This window comes from Uliginosibacterium sp. H1, assembly GCF_036017065.1.
GTDB lineage: Bacteria > Pseudomonadota > Gammaproteobacteria > Burkholderiales > Rhodocyclaceae > Uliginosibacterium.
In genome coordinates this window covers 1,225,905-1,241,471 of record NZ_JAYXHR010000001.1, presented here as the reverse complement: position 1 = coordinate 1,241,471, position 15,567 = coordinate 1,225,905, and the positions used below count along the sequence as shown (strand labels likewise).

At 67.2% G+C, this 15,567-nt stretch carries 12 protein-coding genes; 6 read left to right on the top strand and 6 right to left on the bottom strand.

The window, feature by feature from the left end; translation table 11 throughout:
• Window positions 1-32 precede the first annotated feature (32 nt).
• Window positions 33-1,763 carry a sensor histidine kinase gene (locus tag VVD47_RS05680; protein ID WP_327602426.1) on the top strand — a complete coding sequence of 577 codons (1,731 nt, stop codon included), beginning with the start codon at window positions 33-35 and terminating at the stop codon, window positions 1,761-1,763.
• Window positions 1,764-1,815: 52 nt separating this feature from the next.
• On the opposite strand, the gene VVD47_RS05675 is transcribed toward VVD47_RS05680, so the two are convergent.
• The 5 genes from VVD47_RS05675 to VVD47_RS05655 form a co-directional block, all read right to left on the bottom strand.
• The gene (locus VVD47_RS05675) at window positions 1,816-2,988 is read right to left on the bottom strand and encodes a YeeE/YedE family protein (protein ID WP_327602425.1); all 1,173 of its coding nucleotides are present in this window, start codon (window positions 2,986-2,988) and stop codon (window positions 1,816-1,818) included.
• A gap of 293 nt (window positions 2,989-3,281) precedes the next feature.
• Window positions 3,282-4,199 (bottom strand): sulfurtransferase, encoded by a 918-nt coding sequence (locus VVD47_RS05670; protein WP_327602424.1) that lies wholly within the window; start codon window positions 4,197-4,199, stop codon window positions 3,282-3,284.
• A gap of 197 nt (window positions 4,200-4,396) precedes the next feature.
• Complete coding sequence (locus VVD47_RS05665; protein ID WP_327602423.1) at window positions 4,397-5,410, bottom strand: aliphatic sulfonate ABC transporter substrate-binding protein; 1,014 nt, start codon at window positions 5,408-5,410, stop codon at window positions 4,397-4,399.
• A gap of 204 nt (window positions 5,411-5,614) precedes the next feature.
• Window positions 5,615-6,484: an ABC transporter permease gene (locus tag VVD47_RS05660; RefSeq protein WP_327602422.1), complete on the bottom strand. Its 870-nt coding sequence runs from the start codon at window positions 6,482-6,484 to the stop codon at window positions 5,615-5,617.
• A gap of 203 nt (window positions 6,485-6,687) precedes the next feature.
• Window positions 6,688-7,524 (bottom strand): ABC transporter ATP-binding protein, encoded by an 837-nt coding sequence (locus VVD47_RS05655; protein WP_327602421.1) that lies wholly within the window; start codon window positions 7,522-7,524, stop codon window positions 6,688-6,690.
• A 530-nt stretch (window positions 7,525-8,054) separates the two neighbouring features.
• On the opposite strand from VVD47_RS05655, the gene VVD47_RS05650 reads away from it, so the two are divergent.
• Window positions 8,055-9,161, top strand: a complete 1,107-nt coding sequence (locus VVD47_RS05650; RefSeq protein WP_327602420.1) for a sigma 54-interacting transcriptional regulator — start codon at window positions 8,055-8,057, stop codon at window positions 9,159-9,161.
• Between the two features lie 116 nt (window positions 9,162-9,277).
• Here VVD47_RS05650 and VVD47_RS05645 read toward each other — a convergent pair whose 3' ends face one another.
• Window positions 9,278-9,694 carry a GNAT family N-acetyltransferase gene (locus VVD47_RS05645; protein WP_327602419.1) on the bottom strand — a complete coding sequence of 139 codons (417 nt, stop codon included), beginning with the start codon at window positions 9,692-9,694 and terminating at the stop codon, window positions 9,278-9,280.
• Between the two features lie 302 nt (window positions 9,695-9,996).
• Between VVD47_RS05645 and katG the strand changes: the two genes are divergently transcribed.
• From katG to VVD47_RS05625, 4 genes are all read left to right on the top strand, one after another.
• Complete coding sequence (gene katG, locus VVD47_RS05640) at window positions 9,997-12,249, top strand: catalase/peroxidase HPI (protein ID WP_327602418.1); 2,253 nt, start codon at window positions 9,997-9,999, stop codon at window positions 12,247-12,249.
• A 198-nt stretch (window positions 12,250-12,447) separates the two neighbouring features.
• Window positions 12,448-12,885, top strand: coding sequence for a MarR family winged helix-turn-helix transcriptional regulator (locus VVD47_RS05635; protein ID WP_327602417.1), 438 nt, complete (start codon window positions 12,448-12,450; stop codon window positions 12,883-12,885).
• A 42-nt stretch (window positions 12,886-12,927) separates the two neighbouring features.
• Window positions 12,928-14,001 (top strand): HlyD family secretion protein, encoded by a 1,074-nt coding sequence (locus VVD47_RS05630; protein ID WP_327602416.1) that lies wholly within the window; start codon window positions 12,928-12,930, stop codon window positions 13,999-14,001.
• A gap of 8 nt (window positions 14,002-14,009) precedes the next feature.
• Entirely contained in the window at window positions 14,010-15,563 is a 1,554-nt protein-coding gene (locus tag VVD47_RS05625; protein WP_327602415.1) for a DHA2 family efflux MFS transporter permease subunit, read from the top strand.
• Window positions 15,564-15,567: the final 4 nt, after the last annotated feature.

Here is a 15,567-nt window from a genome sequence, read left to right as displayed (position 1 = left end):
TTTGCCCGACCCTCCGCCCGCGTTATTGCCCGATGACTGCACCCGACCCTTCCGCGCCCGTCTCACCAGCGTTCTGCCCTGGCGACACGCCGCTTTCCCAGGTGATCGTCACCGGCCTGCTCGACGAGCGCCCCGGCCGTCCCGCCAACTACCAGGCGGAAAGCGCGGCGCTGGTGCAGCTTGCGCAGACCCTGGCCGACACGCCTTCGCTGATTGCCCAGCGTCTTGCCGAAGCGGCGCGTGAACTCACCGGCGCGCACGCCTCCGGCATCAGCCTGCTGGACGAAGAGTCCGAGGTGTTCCGCTGGATCGCCACCACCGGTGAATACGAGCGCTACCGCAACGGCACCATGCCGCGGTTTTTCAGCCCCTGCGGCGTGGTGCTGGATCGCAGCGCCACGCTGCTGATGCGTGGCATGGTCGAGCACTACCCCTACATCAATGGCCTGCACATGGCGCCGCACGAGGTACTGCTGGTGCCCTTCTTCCAGAAAGGGGTGCCGGTCGGCACGGTGTGGGTGGTGAGCCGCGACGACAGCAAGCGTTTCGACGCGGAAGACCGCCGCCTGGTCGGCAGCCTGTGCACCTTCGCAGCCGCCGCGCTGCAGACCATGGGCCTGGTGGACAGCCTGCAGAGCTCCAACATCGAGCAAGCCAGGGCGCTGAAGCAGATGCACGAGCAGGTGGACACCCTGCAGCAACTGTTCGACCACGCCCCGGCGTTCGTCGCGCTCACCGGCGGGCCGGACCATGTCTACGAGATGACCAACAAGGCCTACGACGCCCTGATCGGTCGCGACGAAGTGCTGGGAAAGACCGTGGCGGACGTGTTGCCGGAGGTCGTGCCCCAGGGCTTCATCTCCCTGCTGGACGAAGTGCACGCCAGCGGCAAGCTCTACGTCGGGCGCGACGTGGCGATCTCGCTCCACCGCAAGGGCGCGCCGCCGGTCGAGGTGTTCCTGGATTTCATCTACCAGCCGATGCTGGACGAGGAGGGCCGCACCCGCGCCATCCTGCACCACGGCTACGACGTGACCGAACGTTGCAAGGCCATGTCCAGCCTGCGCGAGGCGGACGAGCGAAAGGACGACTTCATCGCCACGCTGGCGCATGAACTGCGCAACCCCATCGCTCCCATTCGCCTGTCGGCACAGGTGCTGCGCCTGCTCGACAAGGGGTCGGACGAGCGCATGCACAAGTCGCTGGACGTGATCGACCGCCAGACCACGCAGCTGTCGCTGCTGGTCGAAAGCCTGATGGATGCCGCCAGCATCCGCAGCGGCAAGATGGTGCTGCAGTGCCGGCCAGTCAGCTTCCAGGAAGTGTTCCGCCAGGCGCTGGAAGGCTCGCAACCGCAGGTCGAGGCCCGCCAGCACCAGCTGCACGTACAGATCCCGGAGTTGCCGATGATGATCAACGGCGATGCGCTGCGGCTCACCCAGGCCATCATGAACCTGCTGAACAACGCGGCGCGCTACACGCCGGTGGGCGGGCTCATCACCGCGTCGGCCGCCATCGAGCACGACCATATCCACCTGCACGTCCGCGACAACGGCATCGGTATCGCAGCGGACGTGCTGCCCACCATCTTCAACATGTTCTCGCAGACACCGGCCGCCCGCAGCCTCAGCCATGCGGGCCTGGGCATCGGCCTGGCGCTGGTGCAGAAGATTGCCGAGCTGCATGGCGGCAGCATCCAGGCCCACAGCGAAGGCCCGGGCAAGGGCAGCGAGTTCGTGCTCACCCTGCCGCGCCTGCCGTAGGCGCGCCCTCGCGGCAGCTCGTCTCCACGCGCGCGGGCGTAGCGCAGGCGCTTCAGCCGACGCGCTGGCGCAACCACCAGCCGCCATACAGCCCCAGCGCGGCGAACACCGCGAACACCCAGCCGGACACCGCCGCGGCCATGATGCCGGACAGCAGGGTGCCGACCGTGCAGCCCAGCGCCACCATGCCGCCCCAGCCCATCAGCACGCCGCCACCGAAGGCGCGCAGCAGTTCGTTCACCGTGGGCAGCTTCGGGCGGAAGTCACCTGCCGACAGTGCGGCGGCGAAGGCGCCCAGCACCAGGCCGACGACGAAGGCGCCGTTGTTGGACCACAGGGTTTCCTTGATGGCGGTGGCGCAGCCGCGGAAGGTGTCCAGTCCTTCCAGGCGGGTGGGCAGCCAGCCGAAGCCGTCCGCCGTGGTGCGGGCGACGCTGCCCAGTTCCGCCGTCACACCCAGCGGCGCGACGCGCAGGAAGGCTGCAACCCCCAGCGCACCGATGAGGATGCCGCCGACATAGGTGGGCCAGCGGCGCTGCCACCAGGGCGCGTCGGTCGTGGTGGCCGGCGCGCGATGCAGCTTCGCCAGCACGAAGGCGACGACGCCCAGCAGCAGCAACTGCACGAAGGCCGAGCCCTCGTAGCCGAGGTGATGCGGCAGCCACAGCACCGGCGCGGCCTGCAGGCTGCCGAGGTACAGCGAGTTCCAGCTCAGGAAGCCGAGCACGAAGCCCAGCGCGGCACCCAGCAGGGCGACCGGTGCGGACAGCAGGCCTTCACCCAGGCGATAGAACTGCGCGCTGATACAGGAGCCGGCAATCGCCATGCCGATGCCGAAGGCGAAGGCGCCGACCGCCAGCACCCAGCTCACCGGGCCGATGTGCGCGCCCGGTGGCAGGCGGCCCGCCGAGGGTTCCGGCAGGAAGGCGCCGAACAGGATGTGGTAACCCAGCGTGCCCACCGCCAGCGCAGCGACGATGCCGAGCAGGCCGCGTGCGTCGCGCGACTCGATGAAGTCGCGGCTCACGCAGTAGAAGCAGAAGCGCGAGCGCTGCAGCAGCGCGCCGAAGAACACGCCCAGCCACACCGACAGCGCAAGGTTGCGCCCGGTAGGTTCGGCACCGACATGGCGGCTGAGCAGGAAGGCGAGGACCAGCACCACCACGGCGGGCAGCCAGTTCTTCAGCGGTGGAGTGGGGAAGGGCGAGAGCGCGGTGTTCGACATGGTGGTGCGGTGTGCTGCGTTTCAGTTGGTCGGGCTGGCCTTGTCAGGTCATGACAGGCGCGGGCTGAAAAAGCGGGGCGCACGTGGCCTCGCGAATCGAAGGAACGGCAGTCTTCGGAGTCGTCAGTCCTGCCTTCGCGGCAAGGACGAGGCTGCCGGACTACGGTGTGTCGCCCTGCAAGAAAAAACGGGCGGTGCAAGCACCGCCCCGAGAAAGGCTTGGAGACCTCACTCACAAGCCACGCCGGGCTCCCGACCGGCGCGGCAGGTGATCCTTGCGTGCGTGGGCTGACTTACTTGCCGCCCCACACGGTGCCGGCCAGGTTGGTCACCGGCACGCCGACGGTGTTGCCGTACTCGGTCCAGGAGCCGTCGTAGTTGCGCACGTCGTAGCCCAGCAGCTTCTTCAGCGCGAACCAGGTGTGGCTGGAGCGCTCGCCAATGCGGCAGTAGGTGATGACCGGCTTGCTGCCGTCGATGCCGACCGCGCCGTAGATCTTCTTCAGCTCTTCCACTGACTTGAAGGTGCCATCGGCGGCGACCGCCTGGCCCCAGGGCACGTTGACCGCACCCGGCACGTGGCCGGCGCGGACCGCCAGTTCCTGCACGCCGGCCGGTGCGAACACCTTGCCGCTGTACTCGTCGGCGGAGCGGATGTCGACCAGGGCGGCATTGCTCTTCTTGTCGGCCACTGCCACCACGTCCACCAGACGGGCACGCAGGGCGTTGTTGGCGGCGCTGACCTTCACGTTGCCGGCGGCGTGCTGCGTGGCCAGCGGCGTCAGCGGGCGCTTCTCGGCTTCCCACTTGGCGCGGCCGCCGTCCAGCAGCTTCACGTTCTTCACGTTGTAGATGTCGAACACCCAGGCACCCCAGGCGGCAAACCAGTTGTTCGTGTCGCCGTAAAGGATGACGGTGCTGTCGCTGTTCACGCCGGCCTTGCGCAGCAGGCTCTCGAAGTTCTGCTGGCTCACGATGTCGCGGCGCACCGGGTCCACCAGGTCGGTGTGCCAGGAGAAGTTGGTCGCGCCCTGGATGTGGCCGCGCTCATACACGCCCGGGTTCACGCTCACCTCGATGATGCGCAGCTTCGGGTCGCTCAGGTTCTTCTCCAGCCAGTCGGTGCTGACCAGGAATTCGGAGGGGTTCGCAAAAGCCGCCGTGGCCACGAGGGCACTCAGGGACAGCAGCAGTTTCTTCAGGATTCTCATGGCGAATGCCTCGGTGAAATGGACGACTGGATTCTGGCTAGCAGCCCGCCGCCACAGAACGATTTGTTTCGCATATCCAGCCCGCTGTTGCGGAATAAGCAGCGGGGTGCGGAAAGGAACAGGGCCGCCCGGTGGGCGGCCCTGTGTGCATTGCAAGGTCTGGCGCGAGGTGCGCCGTGGCAACCTGCGGGCTGTGCTTACTGCTTCGCCGCCGCTGCGGCGCCCGCGTAGGCGGACTCCACGAAGCTCTTGTCCACCCACTTCGAGTAGTCCACCGAGCCTTTGAGCAGGCCGGCGTCTTCCATGAACTCCTCTTCGGCTTTCAGCGCGGCGAGGACTTCGTCGGTCAGGCGCGGCTCCTGGTGGAAGCGGCCGTCCTTGAAGTTGTTGCGCACGGCCTTCTCGGACGACTTGGTGCGGGTGGTGAAGATCTTCACCGTCTCTTCGTAGTTGGCATCCGCCCAGGTGGCGAGCTGCAGGTCCACCTTCAGCACGCGCTTCAGCACCTCCGGATACTTCTTCGCGAAGTCGCCATTCACCACGATGACGTTCGGCGCCGCCCATTCCGGATGGTTGCCGGCGTCCAGCAGGATGCGGGCGGCGTTCTTTTCCAGCAGCGTGGCGGCGACGTTGTCGCTCTCCACGATGGCGTCGATGTCGCCGCGTGCCAGGGCCGGGCCGCTGGCCTCGAAGGGCAGGTTCAGCGACTCGATGTCCTTGCTGGTCAGGCCGACCGACTTCAGCGCCTTGGTCAGCGTGGAGTGGCGAACCGTGCCGGCAAGGTAGGCGACCTTCTTGCCCTTGAGATCCTTCAGCGTCTTGATGGGCGAATTGACCGGCACGATGATGTACGCGCCGCTGTTGCGCACGAAACTCGACGTGCCCACCAGCTTGATGTTGGCCTTCTGCGCGGCGGCACGCAGGGCAGGGTTGTTGCCGATGTAGGCGATCTCCACCGCGCCGGTGGCGAGTGCCGTGACGGCTTCAGAGCCACCGCCGGTGAAGGGCAGCAGGTCGAACTTGATGCCTTCCTTGGCGAATTCCTTCTCGAACGAACCGTGGTGCTGCGCCAGGATGAACTTCAGGTGGCCCGGCGCGGTGCTGCCGATGCGGATGGTGGAGGGGGCGCTCTGCGCAGCGGCGTTGAATGCCAGCAGGCTGCCGATGGCAGCGACGGCCAGGGCCTTCAGGGTGTGGGTGATGCGGGACATGATGGGTGGTGCCTTTCTGTTCAGATGAGTGAGGTGTGTTGGAGTAGCCGAGTCGGGTGCGGGAACGGCCGTTTTCCCGTCATTCCCGCGCCCCTCGACAGGCTCGGGGACCGTACGGGAATCCAGCGTCTTTCACGTCCTTGAACGTCACTGGGTTCCTGCTTCCGCAGGAACGACGGAGTCAACGAATGTCTGTTCCAGCGCTTACGCCACGCTGCTCTCCGACGTGGCCTTCCACGCCGTGGCGCGTTGCTCGAACCACACCAGCAGGTAGTTGATGGCCAGGCCGATCAGCGTCAGCACGAGGATGCCGGCGTACATGTCGGCGGTCTGCATCATCAGTTGCGAGTGCTGGATCAGGTAACCGAGACCCGACTTGGCGGCCAGCATCTCGGCGCCGATGACGGCGAACACCGAGGACTTCACCGCGAGGCGCGCGCCGGCCACGATGGACGGGATGCTCGCCGGCAGGATGACCTTGCGGAACAGGTCGGCCTCCGTCGTGCCCATGGAGCGCGCGGCCTTCAGCAGCAGCGGGTCCACCGACTTCACGCCGCTGATGGTGTTGATCAGCAGGAAGAACACCGACGAGTAGAAGGTGATGGCGATCTTGGAGGCCTCGCCGATACCCAGCAGCAGGATGAACACCGGCAGCAGCGCGAACTGCGAGGTGTTGCGCAGCGTCTGCACCAGCAGGTCGGTCACCTTCTCGAAGATGCCGTAGCGGCCCATCAGGAAGCCGAGGGGGATGGCGGTGAACACCGCCAGCACGAAACCGATGACCGCGCGCTGCAGGCTGGCGCCGACGTGGGTGCCTAGCTCGCCGGACGCGGCCAGCGCCTGCAGCGCCACCAGCACGTCGCTGAAGGCGGGAAAGAAGATCGGGTTCATCCAGCCCAGGCGCGGCGCCACTTCCCAGGCGAGCAGGAACAGCGCGATCAGCGGCAGGCCATAGACGAAAGTGCCGAAGCTGCGCGGACGCTTGCGCTTCTCGATGCGGCCGGGGACCGAGCTGGTCTGGCCGAGGTACTGGAAGCCGCCGATGTGGCCGAGCTTGTCGATCAGGTATGCCATGTGGGTTCTCTGTGGGTTTGCTTTGTTCTTGCGTTTTCGCCTGGAAGGCAACGTCCTGACGTCGCTGGGTTCCCGCTGTCGCGGGAACGACGGATCAACCTCCGCCCTCGTCATTCCCGCCCTTCGGCAAGCTCAGGGTCAACCGGGCTGCGCCCGAGCGGGAATCCAGCGTCGTTGTCCTTGCTGACTCTTCTCGCGCTACATCAATGCCCGAAGGCCGGCGACAGTGCCCAGTCCTTCTGCGCCTTGTTCACCTCGTCGCGCAGCGCCTCCCACACCTGGTGGCGGTAGGCGTTGAATTCCGGGCTGGAGCGGATGTCGCCGTCGCGCGGGCGCGGCAGGTCGATGTCGATCACCTGCTTTACGGTGCCGGGGCGGGCGGTCATCACCACCACGCGGTCGGCGAGGTAGATCGCCTCGTCGATGGAGTGGGTGACGAAGATGACGGTGGTGTTGATCTCGCCCCAGATCTTCAGCAACTCGCTCTGCAGGATCTCGCGCGTCTGCGCGTCCAGCGCGGCGAAGGGCTCGTCCATCAGCAACACTTCCGGGTTGGCGGCGAGTGCGCGTGCGATCGCCACGCGCTGCTGCATGCCGCCGGACAACTGGCTGGGGAAGCGGTCCTCGAAATCACGCAGGCCGAACAGGGCAAGGAAGCGGCGGGCGGTCTCGGTGCGCTCCTTCTGCGGCACGCCGCGCACTTCCAGCGCGTATTCCACGTTGTCGCGCGCGGTGCGCCACGGGAACAGCGCGTACTGCTGGAAGACGTAGCTGGTCTTCGGGTCCGGCTTGCTGATCCGGTTGCCGTTCAGGTGCACCACGCCCTGCGAGGCCGGCGTCAGGCCGCCGATGATGTCCAGCAACACGGACTTGCCGCTGCCGCTGGGGCCTACCAGCACGATGAACTCGCCCTTGCGGATCGTGAGGTCTACGCCGTTGAGCACGGTCAGCTCGTCGGTGTCCTGGCCATCGACGGTGACGTACTGTCCCGGCTTGAGTTGAAACGTCTTCTTCACGTCGGTGACGACGATCCTGTCCATTGCGCTGTGCTCCGTGCCCTTGATGGGCGTCTGTGTGGGCCGTGCAGCGCTGGCGTTGCCGCACGGAATGCAGGGTGGTCAGCAGGTTCCATGCCATTGCTGCCGAAACCCGTATGTCATTCCCGTGGCCGGGGCGGGAAACCCCGTGGGGAGCTGGCCGCGCCGGTATTTGCGCGCGACGCTCGCGATTTCGCGCGGTGATTTACGAGCCGGGTTGTGCGCTGGCCGGTGTTGGCTGTGCAGCAGTTGCACCGGGTGTGCTGATGAAAAACCAGCAGTCGCTGCGGCCGGGTGGCCAATACGCAGCAGCGGCGCAGCCCGGTGCGTGCTGCGCAGCAAACGGATGTCCCGGCACAGGCACCGCCGCACACGCGTCCCTGACCGCTGATGCCTATGCCCGGCAGGTCCTGCGGGGGCGCGAGGCCGCTGGTTCTTCCGTGTGCACCGGCCCGGCATGCTCTTTGCACACCTGCAGGCAGATCGGTGATCCGGCCCCGCGGCCGGTTCCATACAGACGAGGAGGCAGGCGCATGACCCCACCCACCCAGTCGCATACCCCGCGCCTGCGCGAGCACCCGGCCATCCAGGAGGGGCTGCGCCGTTCACGCAGCGTGCTGCTGGCGCGCATCCAGGCACTGTTGTTCGACAGTCCCTACTACGCGCCGCTACGCGCCTTCCTCGACCGGCTGGCGCGCAGCGATGCGCCCGCGCTGATCCTCGGCGAGCTCGGTTCCGGCAAGGCCATGGTGGCGGAGTACCTGCACCACGCCAGCCAGCGCCGCGGCCCCTACGTCTTCGTGAACTGCAAGGCGCTGGACCCGGCGCGCGCCGAGCTGGAACTCTTCGGCTACGAAGACCTGCCCGGCCCCGACGGCAGCCCGAGAGAGGTGGAGGGCTGTTTCGAGGCCGCGCGTGGTGGCAGCCTGTTCCTCGACGAGATCGAGGCGCTGTCGCCCGCACTGCAGGTCAAGCTGTTGCACGCGCTGCAGGAGCGACGCATCCAGCGCACCGGTGCCAGCATTCCGGTCGGCATCGACACGCGGCTTATCGTCGCGGCCGGCACCGATCTCGCCAGCGTGGTGAGGTCCGGCGAGTTCCGCGAGGATCTGTACTACCAGCTCAACGTCGCACCGGTGCGCCTGTTGCCGCTGCGCGGGCGGGCGGACGACGTCATCGCCCTGGTGCGGTATTTCGCCCAGCTCTACGGCCCCAAGCTCGGCCACCAGGAGGTGGAGGTGACGCCGGAGGCCGAAGCGCTGCTGCGCGCCCACCCCTGGCACGGCAACCTCCGCGAGCTGGAGAACACCGTGCACTACGCGATGATCGTCAGCCGCGATGGCCGCATCGGCGCCGCCGACCTGCGCCTCTTGCAGGCGAGTGGCGAACCCACCTTCCCGGTGTGCGAACCCGGCTCGCAAGCCGACGCCGACCTCGTGCTCAGCGCGCTGGAAGTCCTCTTCGGCCGCCTCTTCGTGCAAGGCCAGCCTGACCTCTACGAACTGGTCGAACGCTCACTCGTCAGCAGCGCCTTCCGCCACTGCAAGGGCAACCAGGTGCAGACCGCGAAGTGCCTGTCGGTGTCCCGCAACGTGGTGCGCACGCAGTTGAAGCGCTTCGGGTTGCTGGAGAAGGATTGAGGCAGGCGACTGTCGCTCAGGGTGGGTTCGGCGCGCAGCGGTAACTTACCCGTTCCATTGGTCATGAAGGCCGTGGTGGGTTGCTTTGCGGATCACCGCTACGGAGCGGAGTGAGCTCAGCGAACCATCGCGATCACATCCAGCCCGCGCTGCAGGTTGTTCGCCAGCCGCTCCCGTAGCAGCTCGGGCAGTTCATCCGGGCCGACACGCGCGAAGCCGGCCTGCGCATAGAACGTCACGAGGTGACCGTACGGCAGGCAGTAGCAGGGCGTATCGCCGATCGCGCGTTCCAGCTCGCGCAGCACCTGTGTCCCGAGTCCCTGTCGCTGGAAGTCCTGGTGTACCTGCATGCCACGCAGGCACAGCAGGCCGCCTTCGTGGCAGAGGCGGCCGATGGCGACGATGCGCTCCTGCTCCCTGGCGAGGATGACCGTGTCGGTCGGAACGATGGCTGCGCCACCGTAGCCGCAGGCGTCGTAGAAGCGCTGCGCGTCGGCGAATTCCGCCGGCATGGCGGGCCGGGTGACGATCATCCTCATTTCCTCACGTCATTCTCCCGGGGCATTTTCCCGGGGCATCGTCCGTATTCAGCCGCCCCATGCTGCGAGGCCTCATCCGGCGCGCTGGCTTGACCCTCGTCAAGCCTTCCTGTGATTCGGCAACTATCGTCCCGATGGGCAGAAACCAAAGGCGGGCAGAACTATCCTGATGGGTACCGGCAGCAGGAAAGAGCCGCAGGAAATGGCCGCGAAAGCTGCCGACCTGCGTAATACCCGGATGCCATTCACGGGACATGCCGAGTCTGACCGATTTCCCTGATTCAGAGGAGAAGCTCATGAGCAGCGACACGAACGAAAATAACGAGAAGAAATGTCCGTTCCCGCACGCCACCCCCGGTGGCGGTACGACGAACAGGGACTGGTGGCCCAATCAGCTGCGGCTGGACCTGCTGCACCAGCACTCCAGCAAGTCCGACCCGATGGGCCAGGACTTCGATTACGCAGCCGCCTTCAAGGGGCTCGACTACGCGGCGCTGAAGGCTGACCTCAAGGCGCTGATGACCGATTCGCAGGACTGGTGGCCGGCGGATTTCGGGCACTACGGCCCGCTGTTCATCCGCATGGCATGGCATAGCGCCGGCACCTACCGGACCGGTGACGGCCGTGGCGGTGGCGGGCGCGGGCAGCAACGCTTCGCGCCGCTCAATAGCTGGCCGGACAACGTGAGTCTCGACAAGGCGCGCCGGTTGCTGTGGCCGATCAAGCAGAAGTACGGCAGCAGCATTTCCTGGGCCGACCTGATGATCCTGACCGGCAACGTCGCGCTGGAATCGATGGGCTTCAAGACGCTGGGCTTCGGCGGTGGCCGTGCCGACGTGTGGGAGCCGGACCTCGATGTGTACTGGGGCCGCGAGACCAACTGGCTGGGTGGCGACGAGCGCTATTCGCGCGGCTCGCCCGGCGTGGAGAAGGACCACGGCGTGTTGGTGAAGGACGACGACAGCAAGGTGCCGCACACGCGTGACCTGGAGAACCCGCTGGCCGCCGTGCAGATGGGCCTGATCTACGTGAACCCGGAAGGCCCGGACGGCAACCCGGACCCGATCGCCGCCGCCCGCGATATCCGCGACACCTTTGCGCGCATGGCCATGAACGACGAGGAAACCGTCGCGCTGATCGCCGGTGGCCACACCTTTGGCAAGACCCACGGCGCGGCCGCGGCCTCGCATGTCGGCAAGGAGCCGGAAGCGGCCGACCTGGAGGCGCAGGGCTTCGGCTGGCACAACAGCCACGGCAGCGGCAAGGGTGCGGACGCCATCACCAGCGGGCTGGAGGTCACATGGACCACCACGCCGACGCGCTGGAGCGGCAACTTTTTCTGGAACCTGTTCGGTTACGAGTGGGAGTTGAGCAAGAGTCCCGCCGGCGCGCACCAGTGGGTGGCGAAGGGCGCGGGCGCCACCATCCCGCATGCCTTCGATCCGTCGAAGAAGCTGCTGCCGACGATGCTCACCACCGATCTGTCGCTGCGCTTCGACCCGGCCTACGAGAAGATCTCGCGCCGCTTCATGGAGCACCCGGACGAGTTTGCCGACGCTTTCGCACGCGCCTGGTTCAAGCTCACCCACCGCGACATGGGCCCGAAGTCCCGCTACGTCGGGCCGGAAGTGCCGGCGGAAGACTTCATCTGGCAGGACCCGGTGCCGGCCAGCGACGCGACGCTCAGCGAGGCGGACATCGCCGCGCTGAAGCAGAAGGTACTGGCCTCCGGACTCACCGTGCCGCAACTGGTGTCCACCGCCTGGGCGTCGGCCTCCAGCTTCCGCGGCTCGGACAAGCGCGGTGGTGCCAACGGGGCGCGCATCCGCCTGGCGCCGCAGAAGGACTGGGCCGCCAACCAGCCGGAGCAACTGGCGGCTGTGCTGGCGAAGCTGGAAGACATCCGGTCCGGCTTCAACGCGGGCGGCAGGAATGTCTCGCTGGCCGATCTCATCGTGCTGGCCGGCGCCGCCGGTGTGGAAGAAGCGGCGCGCAAGGCCGGCACGCCGGTCACGGTGCCGTTCCGTCCCGGCCGCAGCGATGCAAGCGAGGCGCAGACCGACGCCGAGTCCTTTGCGCCCCTGGAGCCGGTGGCCGATGGCTTCCGCAATTTCGTGAAGGGCCGCTACAGCGTGCCGGCCGAAGTGCTGCTGATCGACAAGGCGCAACTGCTGACGCTGACCGCCCCGGAGATGACCGTGCTGATCGGCGGCCTGCGCGTGCTGGGGGCGAACACCGGCGGCAGCGCACAGGGCGTGTTCACGTCGAAGATCGGCGCGTTGAGCAACGACTTCTTCGTGAACCTGCTGGACATGGCGACCGAGTGGAAGCCGGCCTCGGCGGACCGCGAGGTCTTCGAGGGACGTGACCGCAAGACCGGCGAGACGAAGTGGACCGCCAGCCGTGTCGACCTGGTGTTCGGCTCCAACGCACAGCTGCGCGCGCTGGCCGAGGTGTATGGCAGCGCGGACGCGCAGCAGAAGTTCGTCGAGGACTTCGTGGCGGCGTGGGTGAAGGTGATGGAGCTGGATCGCTTCGACCTGGCCTGATTTTTCGCCGACCTGAAGGTTAAAAAAGCGCCGGGCATGCCCGGCGCTTTTTTCTGGGCTCGTGGTGAGTCAGCTCCCGCGTGGCAGGTCGGGGTGCGGTGGCGTTTTGCCGGAATCCGCCACGATCCGTTACAGCGTGCCGCTTGCAATGTCGTGTACCGGCAATATAATAAGCAACATATACGATATAGGCTGCACATGGCTTCCACCAGAACCGAAAGCGTGGGGTTCCTCCTCACCGATGTCTCCCGGCTGATGCGCCGCCGCTTCATGCAGAAGCTGGAGGCCGAGCAGGGCGGGCTGACGCTGGCACAGGCGCGGGTGCTGCTGCATGTGTCGCGCAACCAGGGTGTGCGACAGATCGACGTGGCCGAGCTGCTGGAAATGCAGCCCATCACCCTCGCCAGGCTGATCGACGCGCTGGAGGCCGACAGGCTGGTGGAGCGCCGGCCTGATCCGAATGACCGGCGCGCCTACCAGATCCACCTCGGGGTGGCGGCGGCGGAGAAGCTGGCGCTGATCGAACGGGTGGCGCGCGCGGTGCGCTCGGAAGCATTGCGCTGCCTGGACGCGGAACAGTCCGCCGCCCTGATGAACGCGCTGGAAACGATGCGCGGCAACCTGTCCGCCCGCTGAGCCGCGGACACCAACATAGCAGGCAGGAAAGAGCAGGGAAGCATGGAAACGCAAGACGGCAACTCCTCCACGTCGACGGCAGTCGCCGTGTCACCGAAGAACCGCAGCCGCCGCTTGCTGCTGCTGGTGGTCGTGCCGCTGGTCGCGGCAGCGGCCGGGACGGCGCTGTACCTGCACGGCGGACGCTTCGTCGAGACCGACAACGCCTATGTGAAGGCGGACAAGGTGCCGATCAGCGCCGAGGTGTCCGGCACCGTGCGAGAAGTGCTGGTGGAGGAGAACCAGGCGGTGAAGACCGGCCAGGTGCTGTTCCGCCTCGACCCCGCACCCTTCCAGGTTGCCGTGGCCCGTGCCGAGGCTGGACTGGCGGAGGTGCGTACCGATCTCGCGGCCGTGAGGGCCAGCTACCGCGCCAAGCAGGCGGAACTGGCGGTGGCCCGCAGCAAGCGCGACTTCGCGATGCGTGAGGAGAAGCGGCAGGCCGACCTGGTGGCACGCAACTTCGTGTCCGCCGCCAAGTTCGACGAAGCGCGTCAGGGGGCCGACCTCGCCGCGCTGGAGATATCCACCCAGGAACAGGACCTGCGCCAGATCGCCGAGTCCCTCAACGGCGTCGACACGCCGGTGGAGCAGCACCCGCGCTACCGCGCGGCGCTGGCCTCGCTCAACGAGGCGCGCCTGAACCTCGCGCGCACCGAAGTGCATGCCGCCGTGGCGGGCATCGTCAGCAAGCCGCCCAAGCCCGGCCAGTACGTCACGGCCGGCACCACCGCAATGGCGCTGGTGGCCGGTGGCTCGCTGTGGGTCGAGGCCAACTACACCGAGACCGACCTGACCTACGTGCAGCCGGGCCAGCCGGTGCGCATCGAGATCGATACCTACCCTGGCCGCGAATGGCTGGGCGAGGTGGACAGCCTGAGCCCGGCCACCGGTTCGGAGTTCTCCATCCTTCCCGCGCAGAACGCCACCGGCAACTGGGTGAAGGTGGCCCAGCGCGTGTCGGTGCGCATCCGCCTGGATGATGCCGCCGACATGCCCGCGCTGCGCGCCGGCCTCAGCGCCGTGGTGAAGATCGATACCGGACACCGCCGCAGCCTGCTGGGCATGCGCATCTGAGTTCCGCCATGCACAGCACGCAGGCACCGGCGGGCGGGGTGGATGCCGGCCATCGCAGCATGATCACGCTGGCGGTGATGCTGGCCACCATCATGCAGGCGCTGGACACCACCATCGCCAACGTGGCCCTGCCGCACATGCAGGGCGCGATGGGCGCCACCCAGGACCAGATTTCCTGGGTGCTGACCTCCTACATCGTGGCGGCCGCCATCTGCATGCCGCTGACCGGTTTCCTGTCGGCACGCCTGGGGCGCAAGCGGGTGTTCCTGTGGTCGGTCGTCGGTTTCACGCTGACCTCCATGCTGTGCGGCGCGGCGCAGAACCTGGAGCAGATCGTCGCATTCCGCCTGTTGCAGGGCGTGTTCGGCGCGAGCCTGGTGCCCCTGTCGCAGGCCGTGCTGCTGGACACCTACCCGCCCGAGCAGCACGGCTCGGCCATGGCGATGTGGGGCGTGGGCGTGATGGTCGGCCCCATCCTCGGGCCTTCGCTCGGCGGCTGGCTGACCGAGTACTACAACTGGCGCTGGGTGTTCTACATCAACCTGCCTTTCGGGCTGATGGCCTGGCTTGGGCTGGTGGCCTACCTGCGCGAGACGCCGAAGGACGACAGCCGTCGCTTCGACCTGTTCGGCTTCGCCGCGCTGGCGGTGGCCGTGGGGGCGCTGCAGATGATGCTGGACCGCGGCCACTCGCTGGACTGGTTCGCCAGCCCGGAGATCGTGGTGGAGGCGCTCCTTGCCGGCTTTGCCATGTACCTCTTCGTCGCCCACATCCTGACGCACCCGCAGCCCTTCGTGGAGCCGGCGATCTTCCGTGACCGCAACTTCAGCGTGGGGCTGGTGTTCATCTTCGTGGTGGGGGTGATCCTGCTCGCCACCATGGCGCTGCTGCCCCCGTTCCTGCAGAACCTGATGGGCTACCCGGTCGTCGACGTGGGCATGGTGCTGGCCCCGCGTGGCCTGGGCACCATGGTGGCGATGGTGGTGGTCGGCAAGCTGGTCGGCAAGGTGGATGCGCGACTCAAGATCCTCGTCGGGCTGGGGCTCACCAGCCTGTCGCTCTACGAGATGACGCTGTTCACCACCGACATCACCGCGTGGGACGTGGTGCGTACCGGCGTCACGCAGGGCCTGGGGCTGGGCTTCATCTTCGTGCCGCTGTCGACCATCACCTTCTCGACGCTCGCGCCGCGGTTCCGCACCGAGGGGACGGCGCTCTACAGCCTGATGCGCAACATCGGCAGCAGCATCGGCATCTCGGTGGTCATCACCTACCTGGCCCAGCGTATGCAGGCCAACCATGCCGTGTTCGCGCAGTACATCTCGCCGTTCAACCCGTCGCTCGCGGATGCCGTGCAGCACGGGCTGGTAGACCTGCAGACACCGCAGGGGCTGGCGGCCGTCGATGCCCTGGTGGCCCGGCAGGCCGCCGTGCTGGCCTACCTGCAGGACTTCCGCCTGATGATGTGGGTGACGCTGGCCGCGGTGCCGCTGGTCCTGTTGCTGCGCATGCCCAGGCGCAACGGCGCGTCGTCGGCGGCGCTGGCCGCCAGCATGGAGTAGCGGC